10 protein-coding genes are annotated in these 15,271 nt (G+C 57.4%); 3 read left to right on the forward strand and 7 right to left on the reverse strand.

Features of this window, described 5'->3' with window-relative positions; all coding sequences use genetic code 11:
• The first annotated feature begins 42 nt into the window (after positions 1 to 42).
• Genes GSQ80_RS01825 through GSQ80_RS01835 form a run of 3 tightly spaced genes read left to right on the forward strand, consistent with a single transcriptional unit; the run spans position 43 to position 5,888 of the window.
• The gene (locus tag GSQ80_RS01825) at positions 43 to 1,239 is read left to right on the forward strand and encodes an efflux RND transporter periplasmic adaptor subunit (RefSeq protein WP_158785806.1); all 1,197 of its coding nucleotides are present in this window, start codon (positions 43 to 45) and stop codon (positions 1,237 to 1,239) included.
• 6 nt (positions 1,240 to 1,245) lie between these two features.
• The gene (locus GSQ80_RS01830) at positions 1,246 to 4,440 is read left to right on the forward strand and encodes an efflux RND transporter permease subunit (protein ID WP_158786200.1); all 3,195 of its coding nucleotides are present in this window, start codon (positions 1,246 to 1,248) and stop codon (positions 4,438 to 4,440) included.
• A complete protein-coding gene (locus tag GSQ80_RS01835; RefSeq protein WP_158785807.1) occupies positions 4,437 to 5,888 on the forward strand; it encodes an efflux transporter outer membrane subunit in 1,452 nt (483 codons plus the stop codon). The genes GSQ80_RS01830 and GSQ80_RS01835 overlap by 4 nt, the downstream gene beginning before the upstream one ends.
• Here the strand turns inward: GSQ80_RS01835 and GSQ80_RS01840 are convergent, their stop codons facing one another.
• From GSQ80_RS01840 to purL, 7 genes are read right to left on the reverse strand one after another with little or no spacing between them, the layout of a single operon-like run.
• Entirely contained in the window at positions 5,889 to 6,962 is a 1,074-nt protein-coding gene (locus GSQ80_RS01840; protein ID WP_158785808.1) for a 5-(carboxyamino)imidazole ribonucleotide synthase, read from the reverse strand.
• An 8-nt stretch (positions 6,963 to 6,970) separates the two neighbouring features.
• Positions 6,971 to 7,483, reverse strand: coding sequence for a 5-(carboxyamino)imidazole ribonucleotide mutase (purE, locus tag GSQ80_RS01845; RefSeq protein ID WP_158785809.1), 513 nt, complete (start codon positions 7,481 to 7,483; stop codon positions 6,971 to 6,973).
• The gene (purN, locus tag GSQ80_RS01850; RefSeq protein ID WP_158785810.1) at positions 7,483 to 8,055 is read right to left on the reverse strand and encodes a phosphoribosylglycinamide formyltransferase; all 573 of its coding nucleotides are present in this window, start codon (positions 8,053 to 8,055) and stop codon (positions 7,483 to 7,485) included. The genes purE and purN overlap by 1 nt, the downstream gene beginning before the upstream one ends.
• Positions 8,052 to 9,374 (reverse strand): phosphoribosylamine--glycine ligase, encoded by a 1,323-nt coding sequence (gene purD / locus GSQ80_RS01855; RefSeq protein WP_158785811.1) that lies wholly within the window; start codon positions 9,372 to 9,374, stop codon positions 8,052 to 8,054. Before purD ends, purN begins: the two co-directional genes overlap by 4 nt.
• Positions 9,371 to 10,324, reverse strand: a complete 954-nt coding sequence (locus GSQ80_RS01860; protein WP_158785812.1) for a phosphoribosylaminoimidazolesuccinocarboxamide synthase — start codon at positions 10,322 to 10,324, stop codon at positions 9,371 to 9,373. The genes purD and GSQ80_RS01860 overlap by 4 nt, the downstream gene beginning before the upstream one ends.
• Position 10,325: 1 nt before the next feature.
• Positions 10,326 to 11,384, reverse strand: coding sequence for a phosphoribosylformylglycinamidine cyclo-ligase (gene purM / locus GSQ80_RS01865; protein WP_158785813.1), 1,059 nt, complete (start codon positions 11,382 to 11,384; stop codon positions 10,326 to 10,328).
• A gap of 32 nt (positions 11,385 to 11,416) precedes the next feature.
• Positions 11,417 to 15,271 (reverse strand): phosphoribosylformylglycinamidine synthase, encoded by a 3,855-nt coding sequence (purL, locus tag GSQ80_RS01870; RefSeq protein ID WP_158785814.1) that lies wholly within the window; start codon positions 15,269 to 15,271, stop codon positions 11,417 to 11,419.

Here is a 15,271-nt window from a genome sequence, read left to right on the forward strand (position 1 = left end):
TTTACGTGCAACGATCCAGTGGAATGATCGAGGTTCGAAACTATGACGTCACGTAATACCGTGCAGAGTGTAATCACGCTTGCCACCGTACTGTCCGCATTCTCTATGGGGTTGTTGAGCGGATGCAAGAGCGAAGGGCCTCCTCCGGGAGCAGCAGGGTTCGGACCTTTGCCCGTGCAGGTGAGCACCGCCGTTCAGCAGGATGTTCCGCTTACGGGCGAATGGGTCGCGACCACCGACGGATTTGTGAACGCACAGATCCAGCCACAGGTCTCCGGATACCTCATTCGACAGGATTACAAGGAAGGCAGCGAGGTCCACAAGGGACAGGTCTTATTTGAGATCGACCCGCGGCCCTTTCAAGCCATTCTGGATCAGGCAACGGCTAGCGTCGCGCAGGCGCAGGCGCAATATGAACTGGCCGGGATCAATGTGCGTCGAGACACGCCCCTAGCGGAAGCGCATGCGATTGCACAAAGCCAGCTCGACAACGACATTCAGACGCAGGCTGCCAACAAAGCCGCTGTAGCCAATGCTCAAGCCTCCGTGGAAGCGGCCGAGCTGAATGTTGGATTTACGAAAGTACGATCGTTGATCGACGGCGTTGCCGGACAGGCAGCGCTGCAGGTGGGCAATTTAGTAAACACCAGTTCCGTTCTCACGTCGGTCTCGCAACTCAATCCCATCAAGGTTTATTTCTACATCAGCGAGCAGGAGTATCTGACGCTGTCCGCGCAGGCAAAACAGCGCGGCGTAGCTGACCTGCTGCGCAGCGGGAACGTGATTCCGCTGAAGTTGAAGCTGGCAAATAACCAGGTGTATCCGCAGACCGGCCGCATCATCTTTGTCGACCGCGCTCTGAGCTCTCAAACGGGCAGCATTCGGATGGCAGCGCAGTTCGCAAACCCCGGAAATCTCCTTCGGCCGGGTCAATTCGGACGTGTCTCGGCGGAGACCACGGTTCTGCATAACGCGGTGGTAGTTCCGCAACGAGCCGTGTCGGAGATGCAGGGCATGAACCAGGTCATCGTGGTTGGAGCCGACAACGTGGCGCATATTCGCACGGTTCAGCTAGGAACGCAGGTCGGTCCAAACATCGTGATCTCGAGTGGCTTGAGTGCGGGCGATCGAGTGGTCACAGCCGGCAATGAGAAGGTAAGGGACGGCATGAAGGTCGTGCCTCAGGCGGATAATTCACCTGCTCCCGCAGCCGCCGGGCAGAACGCGCAGGGGAACTAACCTATGATCTCGAAGTTCTTCATACGCCGGCCCATTGTGGCCATGGTGATTGCGATTCTCATGGTGATCGGCGGGCTTGTCTCGCTGCTAAGCCTGCCAACGGCGCAGTTCCCTAATATTGTGCCGCCTGAGATTCTAGTGCAGGCGACCTACCCTGGAGCGGACGCAAAGACGCTGGAGCAGGCTGTCGCTACGCCGATTGAGCAGCAGATGAATGGCGTCGACAACATGAACTACATGCAGTCGACCAACGCCAGCAATGGTCTCACCCAGCTCACCGTCGACTTCGACGTGGCGACTAACGCCGATACCGACCAAATTCTTTCGCAGCTGCGCGTCGACCAGGCGCAGAGCCAGTTGCCCGCTGAGGTCACCGTCGCCGGCCTCACAGTGAACAAATCTCTCACCTCGCCGCTGATGCTGCTGGCGATCTCTTCACCGAACTCCACTTACGACGGAACGTTTCTGGCAAACTATGCCTACATCAACCTGGTAGATGAAGTCACCCGAGTGAAGGGCGTGTCGCGCATCCAGGTGTTCGGCGCGGGCCAGTATGCTCTGCGCATCTGGGTCAAGCCCGACCAACTCGCCAAACTCGGCGTCACCATTCCGCAGATCGCCGCAGCGCTCCAGGCTCAGAACACCGTAAACCCGGCTGGCCAAATTGGTGGCGAACCCGTTCCCAGTGGTCAACAGTTTACTTACACAGTCCGCACGCAGGGACGTCTCATCACCTCGGAAGAGTTCGGCAATATTATTCTGCGCGCTAATGCCGATGGCTCGATTCTGCACCTCAAGGACGTCGCTCGCATCGAGCTGGGTGCTCAGACCTACAACCTTAGCGGCCGCTTTGAAGGCAAGCCCGCGGCCGTCATGGCGATCTATCAACTGCCCGGCACCAACGCCGTGGAGACGGCAAAGAATGTTCGCGTGAGGATGGACCAACTCACGAAGAACTTCCCGCCGGACATGGCGTATCACGTTGCGCTCGATACTACGGCTGCCGTGAACGCCGGTATTCACGAGATTCTTGTAACGCTTTTCATCGCTCTGGCGCTGGTTATCCTGGTCGTCTACATCTTCCTGCAGGGCTGGCGCGCGACGCTCATTCCGTTGCTCGCGGTGCCCGTATCGCTCATTGGCACCTTCATGGTATTTCCGCTGCTGGGCTTCTCCATCAATACGCTGTCGCTCTTCGGCCTGGTGCTTGCGATTGGCTTGGTCGTCGACGATGCGATCGTTGTGGTCGAAGCAGTCGAACACCATATTGAGGAAGGCATGACGCCGCGCGATGCGTCGTATGCTGCGATGGAACAAGTAGCGAGTCCGGTCATCGCGATCGCGCTCATCCTCGCGGCCGTATTCATTCCGACAGCCTTTATTCCCGGCATCACCGGACGTCTGTACCAGCAGTTCGCAGTTACGATTGCAATCTCGGTATTGTTCTCGGCTTTCAATGCTCTCACTCTCAGCCCCGCGCTCTGCGCCCTGCTGCTGAAGCCCAAGACCGAGTCCAGAGGCCTTCTGGCCCGCTTCTTCGGTTGGTTCAACCGCGTCTTCAAGCGAACGACGGAGGGCTATGTCAGCACCTCGGGCTGGCTGGTGCGTAAGTCGATCGTCGGCGTACTCATCATCCTGATCCTCAGCGTGTTCGTTATGCTGTTGGGGGCGCGACTACCTGGCGGCTTCCTTCCAACCGAGGATCAGGGATACGCATTCGTCGCGCTGCAACTGCCGCAAGGCACCTCGCTTGAACGTACCGCCGACGCCTCACGGGATGTAGAGAACGCGCTGCATAAGGTGCCCGGCGTGGAGAGCGTGACCTCGGTCATCGGCTTCAGCCTGCTGAGCTTCACCCAGGACACGTACCACGCCTTTTACTTCGTCACGCTAAAAGACTGGGACCAGCGTAAGAGCGCCGATCAGCAATTCACCGTAATCCAGCAGAATCTGGCGAAGCAACTTGGCGGCGTCAAAGAGGGTCTCGCGTTTTCCTTCCCCCCACCTGCGATCCCTGGCCTGGGGAGTTCTGGTGGCGTGAGCATGCTGCTGGAGGACCGCTCCGGCAGCGGCGATTTGAATTTTCTGACTGCGAATACATATAAGTTCCTTGGCGCGCTCAAGAATCGTCCTGAGATTGCCGCAGCGATTCCCTCGTTCGCTCCCGCAGTACCTCAGCTTTACGTCGATGTCGATCGCGAAAAAGCGGCGCAGCAACAGGTAAACCTTGCGGACGTCTACACCACGATGCAGGCCTTCATGGGCGGCACGCTGGTGAACTACTTCAACCGATTTGGCCGGCAGTGGCAGACCTACATCGAGGCCGAAGGCGACACTCGCACGAACATCGACAACATTGGCCAGTTCTACGTAACATCGGCCAACGGCAATCGAGTTCCACTGAGCGCGATCACTACAGTGCGACGCTCGGCCGGCCCTGAATTCACAACGCGCTTTAACGAATACGAAGCTGCGCAGCTCACAATCGTTGCGACGCCCGGATACAGCTCAGGCCAGGTGATGAAGGCGCTCGAGCAGACCTTTGCACAGACGATGCCTGCAGGCATGGGAATGGATTACTCAGGCATGAGCTTTCAGGAGCACAAGGCGCAGCAGAGCATTCCGGCGTGGGTTGTGTATGCGCTCTCTATCGTGTTCTGCTTCCTCATTCTCGCTGCACAATATGAGAGCTGGTCTCTGCCTTTTGGCGTTCTGCTAAGTACGCCCGTTGCAATCTTTGGAGCCTATCTTGCCCTGACCGTGCGGCATCTTGAAAACGATGTCTATGCCCAGATCGGTCTCGTCATGCTCATTGGGCTATCGGCGAAGAATGCGATTTTGATCGTTGAGTTTGCGAAGGACGAATATGAAAAGGGCGAGACCATCTTTAGTGCGGCGATGAACGGCGCACGACTCCGTTTCCGACCCATCCTCATGACGGCTTTCGCCTTTATCCTGGGCTGCGTTCCGCTCTGGTTCGCCTCCGGCGCTGGCGGCGTCTCACGCCAGATCCTAGGCACGGTTGTGATTGGAGGAATGCTCGCGGCAACACTCATCGCAATCTTCCTCATCCCCGTCACCTTCTCCATCGCTGAACGATTTGCTCAACGTTTCGGTTCGGCGCATAACGCGAGTCTCGACTCCGACCACGACGCTGGTCCGCCGAAAACAACGGCGCCCTCGCAGGGAGGACAAGCATGAAACATACCTTCCGCAGCCTCTCCTCGCTCGCGCTGATCCTCACCATCGCCGGTTGCAAAGTCGGCCCTAACTATAAGCGGCCCGCGGTTAACACGCCGGCGAGCTATCGTGGGGCGCTCGCGCCTGACATCGCGCCCGCGACCAACGCCGTTCCGCTCGGCGCGCAAAAATGGGACACCGTCTTCACCGATCCAGTGCTGCAACAGCTTATTGCCGAGGCTCTAAAAAATAACTACGATGTGAAGATCGCAGCTGACCGTGTGTTGGAGCAACAGGCGCAGCTAGGCATTACCAAAGCGGCGCAGTATCCGACTCTCAATGTTGGGGCCACTTATGATGCGCTAGGCCTTCCCAGTAGCCTGTTAAACAGCGTCAACACTAGCTCGAATAGCTCTAAGAGCACCGGCCAGACGAACTACTACGCCGGCGGAATCACCGCGTCTGTTGCGTGGAATTTGGACTTCTGGGGCATGTACCGTCGCCAGACCGAAGCCGCACGCGCCAACCTGCGCGCCACCGAGTGGGCTAAGCAGACAACGTACAGCACACTCGTCGAAAATGTGGCAACGGCGTACTATCAGCTCCGCACACTCGATGCGGAGCTCGCGATTACCAGGAGCACACTGGATGCCCGCAAACAGTCACTCGATTTGACGCAGACGCTCGAACAGGGCGGCGCTGATTCCATGGCCGATGTGCGCCAGGCTGAGGAGCTCTACTATACCGCACAGGCTCAGATTCCAGATCTAGAACGGCAGATCGAACAGCAGGAGAACAACCTGCGTCTCCTGCTCGGCGAGGATCCTGGACCTATCGTTCGCAATGTCGCCGACAGCACATCGATCATCGCAAGCGCGCCGCATCCCGCAGATGTTCCCGCGGGACTTCCGTCCGATTTGCTGGAGCGCCGCCCTGACGTCCGACGCGCGGAAGAGCTGCTCGTCCAGGCCAACGCAAATATAGGGGTTGCACGTGCACAGTATTTCCCTCAACTCGCACTGACGGGTACAGGCGGCACTTCCGGAAGCCAGCTGAAGGGACTGGTGAACCCCGTGAATGTCTACTACTACGCAGCCGGTAACCTCACGCAGCCCATCTTTGACGCGGGCAAGATTCGCGCCAATTATCACTTGGCTCAGGCTACGGACAAAGAGCTGATCGATACCTACCAGCAGACCATTGCCGGCGCGCTACGCGATGTCTCGAATGCGCTGGTCGCATATAACAAGACACGCGAGTACCGTGAGCAACAGGAGAAGCAGACGGCGGCTTCAGCAGACGCTGTTCGCCTCGCGCGGATTCGGTACAAAGGTGGTTCGACCAGCTATTTGGAAGTGCTGACAACCGATACGAATCTCTATAACTCACAACTCACGCTCGAGGCAGCACAGCAGGCGGAGGCGTTGTCTCTCGTCCAACTTTATAACGCGCTTGGCGGCGGCTGGTAGCTATCGAGGGATCAATCCTGCGAGGCGCCTTTGCCATTCTGCAATCGCTGCGTGCGCGGACGCAGGAAAGGTCAAATGCCCGACCTTGCGTCCAGGCCGCGCCTCCTTGCCATAATCGTGGCGGAATAGCTCTGGGAACTTCGATGTCTCGCTTTCGCTTGGCATCGAGCCGATGCAGTTCAGCATGACCGTCGGGCGACTTTCCGTGTTGCCGAGTTTGCCGCCGACGATCGCCCGCAGATGATTTTCAAACTGCGAGGTCCCCGAACCTTCAATCGTCCAGTGACCCGAGTTATGAACACGAGGCGCCATTTCGTTAGCCAGCAAAGCACCATCCACAACAAAGAACTCTACCGCGAGTACGCCAACATACTCGAGCTTCTCGAACAATACGTCGAGATAACGTTCCGCTTGATGCTGTAGCTTTTCATTCACAAACGGCGCGATCGACGTGCGAAGAATTCCTTCGCGGTGATGGTTTTCGATCAGAGGATAAAACACCACCTGTCCGGACCTGCTGCGCACAGCGATGAGCGATACCTCTTCTTCAAAGTTCACCATCCCTTCAAGAATGCAGGGCACCCGGCCAACCTCCGCCCAGGCGTCTGCCACATCGTCGGAGCTGCGCAGGCGCGCCTGCCCTTTGCCGTCATATCCCATTCGTCGTGTCTTGAGAATCGCTGGCAGTCCAGTAACTTCCAGCGCGTGCTTTAAATCTTCGAGGCTATCGACCGGCGCGAAGGGTGCTGTACCGATCCCGCACGCATGAAAGAATTGCTTCTCCAATAGACGATCCTGCGCAATTCCCACAGCGCGCGCATTGGGATACAGGTTCAAGCCCTGCAGAACATCCGCGTGGATGTTCTCACTTTCGATCGTCACTACATCCACGGCCGCAGCAAAGGCAGCGACAGCGGCAGCGTCGTCCAGGTCGACGGGGATAACTTCGGCAACCTGCTCTGCGCAGTCCCCCGGCTGCCCTGCACAAATCACTTCAACATCCAGAGCCTTACCAGCCTGCGCCAGCATCAGCGCCAGTTGGCCCGCACCCAGTATCCCGATTCTTGGCCTCACTCGCGTAGTCATTTCCGTGGATCGGGCCCCTTCAACACGGTCTTTGTCTGCCCGCTGCGAAACTTCTCCAGCTTCTCCGCAATCGCCTCATCGGTTAGTCCAAGGATCGACGCAGCAAACAGGCCAGCATTTTTGGCACCCGCTTCCCCAATCGCAAACGTTGCCACGGGAATACCGGCAGGCATCTGCGCGATCGAAAGAAGGCTGTCGAGCCCATCGAGCGCGCGGCTCTTTACCGGCACCCCTAGGACGGGCAAACTTGTCTTCGACGCCACCATTCCCGGAAGATGCGCTGCACCGCCTGCGCCTGCAATGATGATGCGCAGACCTCGAGCCTTGGCGCTGGCCGCATACGTCATCATCTTGTCTGGGGTTCGGTGAGCGGAAACGACCTCAGCTTCATAAGCGATGCCAAACTCATCAAGAACTTTCGCCGCTGCTTCCATGGTCGGCCAATCTGACTTGGATCCCATAATGATCCCAACGACGACGCGAACTCCAGACTTTTTTGCCTTTGCCATCACAACCTCCACCCCTGCAATACTTCAATAAATGCAACCTGCTCTAAAGCCTGCACGCGATCCTTCAATATCTGTGGTGTATCTCCTGGCAATACGGAACAGCGTTTCTGCAACACGATCGGGCCGCCATCCACTTCTTCCGTCACCTGATGAATTGTGCAACCGGTCTCGCTTACACCCGCAGCCAAAACCGCTTCGTGCACCTTTTGATTCATCAATCCGCCGAATGCGGGCAATAGAGAGGGATGCACATTCAACAAACGTCCCTTCCAGTCTTCAACGAAACATGCCGAAACAATGCGCATGTACCCGATCATGAGCACCAACTCTGCACCCGCTTGGCGTAACGCATCGGTCACCTGTTGGTCATATTCATCGCGCTTTAGGCCTGCGGGGTCGAGAAACAGCGTGGGTACGTCATACCTCTCAGCCCGCTCAAGAATGGGCGCATTCCGCTTATCCGAGACGACCAATACGAGGTCAACATCGAGAGCAGCCTCCGTGACCGCGTCCAAAATACCTTGCAATGCCGTTCCACGAGTTGAGCCAAGTACACCGACTTTTAGACTCATGCGGATCGCAACCTCTTCATATGATCCACGCGGCCAGCGATCACCGAATCGGTACCGATGTCTGTGCGATGAAAGAATGGGCCCGGAATCTCCCGCACGACCTGTTCGCAAACAGCTTCCGCTTCACTGATGTTGTCGCCAATTCCAATCACTGCAACCGCGCGCGACCCGGTGGCGATTAACTTACCTTGCTGCACATCCACTGCGCTAAGAAAGATCTTCGCATTCGTGGGTAGTTCTTCAGGCAACTGAACCTCGTCTCCCTTGCGCGGGGTCTCTGGGTAGCCCTCGGGAACTACGTACTTGCAGACGCTAGCCCGGTCAGAGAATCGCACATCGACCTCGGCAAGTGTCCCGCCGACGATCGCACGGCAAATCTCCACGAAGTCCGTCTGCAAAAGGGTTAGGAGGTTGAGCGATTCGGGATCGCCAAAGCGTGCGTTGTACTCGATGAGCTTTACGCCGTCCCGTGTTGCCATGAACCCACCGTACAGGACGCCCCGATACGGCGCACCGCACTCTTGTGCCAATGCAGCCGCAACGCGCCGATTCATCTCCTGCGCCTCGGTAATGTCCTTGCCGTTCAAGAACGGCAATTTGTGGTCGGCATCCGTATACGTACCCATTCCGCCGGTGTTAGGCCCTTTATCGCCGTTATATGCGCGCTTGTGATCCTGCACTGCAGGCATGTGTTTGAGTGTCACGCCATCGCAGAAGCTCATGAGCGAGAACTCTTCTCCTTCAATCTTCTCTTCGACGACAAACGGATGCCCATGCTCGACCAGCTCCCTGGCGAACGCCAGACTATCGTCTATGGACAGAAGATGATCCCCACAAACTTTGACTCCCTTGCCGCCCGCAAGCCCATCATCTTTGATCACGTGACGATTTGCATAGACGTTCAGCACTTCCTCGAGCCCATCCATCGAAGTGAAACGCCGGAAGAACGGATTGCCGGGAATTTTATACTTCGCCAGAAGATCTCGCGCAAAGCCTTTGCTTGACTCAATCCGCGCGAGGCTTCGAGTTGGGCCGACTACCGGGACGCCGACCGACATGAGGGCATCCGCGACGCCGGCCGCAAGTGGGGCCTCGGGACCAATTACAGCAAGCGTAGCCTCATGCTCGCGAGCAAAAGCAGCTACGGCTTCTGGATCTGTGATGCGTCCGATGCCGTATTCCAAACAGAGGGAGGCGATACCTGGGTTGAGAGCATTGCTGAAACAAACCAGCGCGGGCTGCTGAGCCGACCGAGCCAGAGCGAGGGCAATCGCATGTTCGCGCGCCCCTGAGCCGACGATCAGAACTGTCTCGCTCATTGCTCCAGGCTCGCGAGAATGGTTGCCTCCAACGGCCTCAAGTCCGGCGCAAAGGTTATCCCGGTAATCTTTTCAAATAGCTGAATATACCGCGCAGCGAGCTCGGCAATTAGCTCATCCGGAGGAATGGGGAGTACCGCGTCCTGATAGGGATCACAACGATCGCGGAACCACAGTCGGAAGAACTCTTTGTCGATCATGTTCGGCTCCTGTCCGGCAGCCAGGCGTTCCGCGTAACTATCGGCTAACCAGTATCGACTCGAATCCGGTGTGTGGATCTCGTCGATCAACAGGATTTCGCCATCCGCTGTTACGCCGAACTCATATTTTGTGTCGGCGAGAATCAACCCGCGCTCGGCGGACCGCTTCTGGCCAAAGGCGAATAACTCAAGCGCTTTCGTTGAGGCAACTTCCCACTGTTTGGGCGTCAGCCAACCTTCCGCAACAATCTCCTTCGCTGTAATCGGCCGATCATGCGTTTTTTCCTTCGTCGTCGGCGTGACGATATTGTTTGACAGCGCCTCGTTTTTCTTCATACCCTCCGGAAGCGCATGGCCGCAATACGTTCGTACGCCTTTCTGATACTGCGTCCAGATCGACGTATCGGTCGAGCCCGTCATGTATCCCCGCACCACAAACTCGATCGGCAAGACCTGGCATTTGCGGGCAATCAGCGCGTTGGCATGTGGGCTGAGCAGTACATGGTTGGCAATAATGTCGCGAGTCTGCTCGAACCAGTACAGCGACGTTCGGTTCAATACTTGCCCCTTGTAGGGAATCGCCCCGAGCAGGCGATCAAATCCACTCTGCCGATCGGTCGTCACCAGCAGTAAACGCCCATCGCCAATTTCGTAGGTATCGCGGACCTTGCCGGGGTACTTAGCAGCGAGCGGCAGATCAGTGGATGTCAGGCAATGTGGAATCGCATCTAGCAACATTTGTCGTTCCATTTCAATTCACCTCGCCGAAGCGGGTGCCGGATGCATTTCCTTCGACTCGACCCAATTCCCACACCTTGAATTGGGGGAATCCAGCAATGGCCGCAGCCAAATCTTCTCGCAGGCCGGGCGGAGCGATCAAGACCAGTCCAACTCCCATATTGAATGCACGATGCATCTCGTGATCGTCGATGTTCCCAAGGCGTTGCATCAGCGAAAATATCGGCTGGGGCGTCCATGTCGCAGGGTCAATGATGGCTCCCAACCCGTCTGGAAGAACTCGAGGCACGTTTTCCACCAAGCCGCCGCCTGTAATGTGCGCCATGCCTTTCACTGGGATGCCAGCGTCCAGAATTCGTTTTATCGGCGCGACATAGTTTGCATGCGGGGCCAGTAGCACGTCCGCGATTGACTTCCCTTCCAACTCTTCGGGTTGCGCATCAATCCCATACCCGCCAATCTCAAAGATCAGTTTGCGTGCCAGAGAAAAACCATTCGTATGCAATCCGCTCGAATTAATTGCATACAAAACGTCACCCGCAATAATGTTTGCACCGGTCAGCAGGCGCTCGCGGTCGACAACGCCTGTGACAAATCCCACCACATCCAGATCGCCTTCAGCGTAGACGGCGGGCATCTCCGCTGTTTCGCCTCCCACCAAAGCGATTCCGGCTTCCACGCATGCAGCGCTCATTCCACGCACCAGGGCTTCTACGATCTCGGGTTCAATTTTATGAAATCCGAGGTAGTCCAGGAACGTGAGCGGCGTCGCACCCATCACCACAATGTCTCCCGCGACGGCCGCAACGAGATCATGGCCGAGCGCTTCATACCTGCCTGCCATGACCGTAACCTTGCTCTTGGTCCCGACGCCGTCGGTGCTCTGCACCATCACCGGATCCTTGAGATGCTTCAATGCATCGCCCAGCGAGAAGAGCGTTCCAAATGATCCGAGGCCGGTCAGGACGGCCGCAGAATGGGTCTTCGCGACGTGCGATTTGATGCGCCGCACCGCCTCATTCCCTGCCTCGATATCCACTCCTGCGGACTTGTAATCTACCTTCGAACTCAATCCAGCCACCTCTTATTTCTGTGAATCGCTTCTTATCCAACCCACTTTCGTGCGTTGTCAAACATTCTTTGCCATGGACTGTCTTTGAGCCTGCGCGTCCATGTGTGCTGGATTCCGAGAAAGATGCGCTCAGGATGCGGCATCATGATGAGCGCGCGTCCGTCGGCACTGGTCAGCCCAGCAACGCCCTCCGCCGATCCGCTTGGATTGAGCGGATAATGCTCAGTTACCTCGCCGTAGGTATCAATGTAGCGCAAACCGATCACGGCATCCGAGCGAACGTCGCTTACGTGGCCTTCTCCATGCGCAACCACTATAGGGATGCGCGAACCCGTCATTCCCTCGAAGAACAAGGACGGTGATTCCTCCACCGCGACCATACAGACGCGCGCTTCGAACCGCGTCGAAACATTGCGCCCGAAGTTCGGCCATGCAACTGTCCCAGGGATGATATCGCGCAGTTGCGCCATCATCTGACAACCGTTGCAAACTCCCAAAGAGAAACTATCAGAGCGCTCGAAGAACTGGGTGAACATCTCCTTCAACTGGTCATTGAACAGGATCGTCTTCGCCCATCCACTGCCCGCGCCCAGTACGTCGCCGTAAGAGAAGCCCCCGCATGCTGCCAATCCACGGAAGTCCTCAAGACGCGCGCGGCCGGCCAGGAGATCGCTCATATGAACATCAACCGCAGTAAAACCTGCACGATCGAACGCAGCGGCCATCTCTACTTGGCCGTTCACACCCTGCTCACGCAGAATGGCAACGCGAGGGCGCGCCGCATGGACGAACGGAGCATTGACCCGCTGTGCCAGATCGAACGGTACCGTGACAGAAAGCCCGGGCCGCCCAGCATCGTCCAACAGCGAAAACTCCTGAATCGCGCTTTCAGGATTATCGCGGAGGGTCTGGATGTGAAAGCTGGTCTCCGCCCACATCTTCTGCAGCGCTGTGCGGCTGTTCTGATAGACGATTTCCGCACCGCTGCGAATAATAATTTCATTACGTTCGATGCAATGCCCAACAACCTGCGCCGTAAGACCCGACGCATTTAGGTGCTCGATGGCATCGTCCAAATCTTTCTTCGCAACTTGCACCACAGCGCCGAGCTCTTCACTGAACAGCTCCTCCAAACCTGCTGCGGGCAGCGCGATATCCAGTCCGACGTTCCCAGCGAACGCCATTTCCAGCAGCGTGACAAAGAGGCCGCCATCACTGCGATCGTGATACGCCAGTAGCTTTCCTTCGAGATTTAACTTCTGAATTGTATCGAAGAACGCCTTTAATATTTCGGGCGAGGGAGCGTCCGGCCCCTCGTCACCTACCTGTCCATATACCTGAGCCAGGCATGAGCCGCCCAGTCTATTCTTACCAGCACCCAGATCGATGAGGACGAGAACTGTATCTCCCTCTTCAAGCTGTGGAGTCAGTGTTTTGCGCACATCCATGACGGGAGCAAATCCCGAGGCGATCAGCGAAAGCGGCGACACAACCACCTTGGCATCCGGGCCTTCGCGCCACTTGGTCTTCATAGACATCGAATCCTTGCCTACGGGAATCGACATACCCAGCGCCGGACAGAACTCCATGCCCACTGCGTGCACTGCGTCGAACAGCTTCTGATCTTCCTGCCCCTCACCTGCAGCGGCCATCCAGTTGGCGGAGAGTTTGATGTCGCCGAGTTTTTCTATCGAGGCACCGGCCATGTTGGTAACAACTTCACCTACAGCCATCCGGGCCGAGGCCGCGGCATTGATGACAGCCAGCGGTGTTCGCTCGCCGATCGCCATCGCCTCTCCGCAACCTGAGTCGTAGGAGCGAAGCGTGACAGCGCAATCCGCAACGGGAATCTGCCATGGACCCACCATCTGATCCTGCACAACAAGGCCTGAGATGCTTCGGTCACCAATCGTTATCAAGAAAGACTTCGATGCAACCGTTGGCAGTCGAAGCAATCGTTCGACCGCATCCGCAATCGTAACTCCTGCCAAATCGAGCGGCCTGGTATCAGTCCTCGATCGAGTAAAGGCCCGCTCCATCTTTGGCGGTTTCCCGAAGAGTATTTGCAACGGCAGGTCGATCGCATGCATTTCTGTAGTCGCATCCGTCTTCGCGCCTTCTGAACCATTGCTGAGCGTGAGATGCGGCCGCTTCTCAGCGGTTCCCACGACGGCGAAAGGACAGCGCTCGCGCTGGCAAATCGCTTCGAAGGCCTGCAGATGTTCTGGCGCGATCGCGAGCACATAACGTTCCTGCGCTTCATTGCACCAGGTCTCCAGCGGGCTCAAGCCCTCTTCACCCCGAGGAACGGCATTCAGATCGAAGCTTCCACCGCAGCCGCCATCCTTGACCAGCTCAGGAAACGCATTCGATAGACCGCCAGCGCCAACGTCATGAATGAACGCGATAGGATTGCTTTCGCCACGCTGCCAACAGCGATCGATGACTTCCTGCGCGCGCCGTTCCATCTCCGCGTTGTCCCGCTGCACCGAGGCGAAGTCAAGATCGGTGTTACCACTCCCTGCACTGCTCGACGCCGCGCCGCCACCGAGGCCGATCAACATCGCTGGCCCACCGAGCACAACCAGAGCGTAACCGGGCTTCATCGCGCCCTTCTCTACGTGTTCCGCGCGGATATTTCCCAGGCCGCCCGCAAGCATGATCGGCTTGTGATATCCGAAGACGGTACCGTTGCTCAACTGTTCGTAGGTGCGAAAGTATCCAGCGAGTGCCGGCCGACCAAATTCGTCGTTGTACGCAGCAGCGCCGAGCGGGCCTTCAATCATGATGTCGAGCGGTGAAGCAATATGCGAAGGCCGGCCATACGCCTTCTCCCAAGGCTGCGGCGCTTGCGGCAAGTTGAGATTCGATACCGTGAAGCCGCACAGCCCAGCCTTTGGCTTGGCGCCGCGTCCGGTCGCACCTTCGTCACGAATCTCTCCGCCCGATCCGGTCGCCGCACCTGGCCACGGCGAAATTGCAGTCGGGTGATTGTGGGTCTCCACCTTCAGCAGAATATGAATATCTTCGTCGTGGTATTTGTAGGTCGCATCGCCGGCCTCAGGGAAGAACCTTCCTGCGCGTCCTCCGCGAATCACTGCGGCATTGTCACGATAGGCCGAAAGAACATTGTCGCCTGAGAGTTCATTCGTATTGCGGATCATCTGAAATAACGACCGCGGCTGCTTCTCTCCATCGACCGTCCAGCTCGCATTGAAGATCTTGTGGCGGCAGTGCTCGCTATTGGCCTGAGCAAACATGTACAGCTCAACATCGGTAGGATTGCGTCCCAGCCGCGTAAACTCAGCCACCAGGTATTCGATCTCATCGCTCGCCAGCGAAAGCCCCAACGAGCGATCCGCTGCAACGATCGCCTCCGCGCCGAGGCCCAGCACGTCGATATATCCTAGCCCTTTGCCTTCCCGCGGCGCGAAGAGTGCCTGAAGTTCATCGGCACTCTCAAAAAAAACACTCTCGGTCATGCGGTCATGAAGTGCGGCTGTCAGCGTCGAAACATCTCCGACAACGCCCTCACCTGACGAGACAATCCGAACGACACGCGCACGCTCAATCCTCTCGATCGCGGTGAAGCCTGTGTTGTGCAGAATGTCGGTAGCCTTGCTCGACCATGGCGATTGCGTTCCAATCCGAGGCCCAATCCATACCCGCTGACCGGAAGAAAGGCCGTCGCCCGCACCCAGCAACTCCGCTAGTCGCTGGTGATCCACCGTGTCTTCGGCTTCCTTGCGGATAAGCAGGAGGTATAGATACGACGACTCAACGGCAACGACATTCCCTGCCTCGGCAGGATAATTCGTGCGCAGTTTCTGCACGACGCGCTCAGCCTCAAACGCCGTCAGTGCCGACGGCCCGGGCAGCACGCGCAT

It is taken from the genome of Granulicella sp. L46 (genome assembly GCF_009765785.1).
GTDB lineage: Bacteria > Acidobacteriota > Terriglobia > Terriglobales > Acidobacteriaceae > Granulicella.

Coding starts and splice junctions, on each gene's coding strand:
- GSQ80_RS01825 (WP_158785806.1), top strand. CDS start 43: ATGACGTCACGTAATACCGTGCAGAGTGTAATCACGCTTGCCACCGTA.
- GSQ80_RS01835 (WP_158785807.1), top strand. CDS start 4,437: ATGAAACATACCTTCCGCAGCCTCTCCTCGCTCGCGCTGATCCTCACC.
- purE (WP_158785809.1), bottom strand. CDS start 7,483: ATGGCAAAGGCAAAAAAGTCTGGAGTTCGCGTCGTCGTTGGGATCATT.
- purN (WP_158785810.1), bottom strand. CDS start 8,055: ATGAGTCTAAAAGTCGGTGTACTTGGCTCAACTCGTGGAACGGCATTG.
- purD (WP_158785811.1), bottom strand. CDS start 9,374: ATGAGCGAGACAGTTCTGATCGTCGGCTCAGGGGCGCGCGAACATGCG.
- GSQ80_RS01860 (WP_158785812.1), bottom strand. CDS start 10,324: ATGGAACGACAAATGTTGCTAGATGCGATTCCACATTGCCTGACATCC.
- purL (WP_158785814.1), bottom strand. CDS start 15,271: ATGCGCGTGCTGCCCGGGCCGTCGGCACTGACGGCGTTTGAGGCTGAG.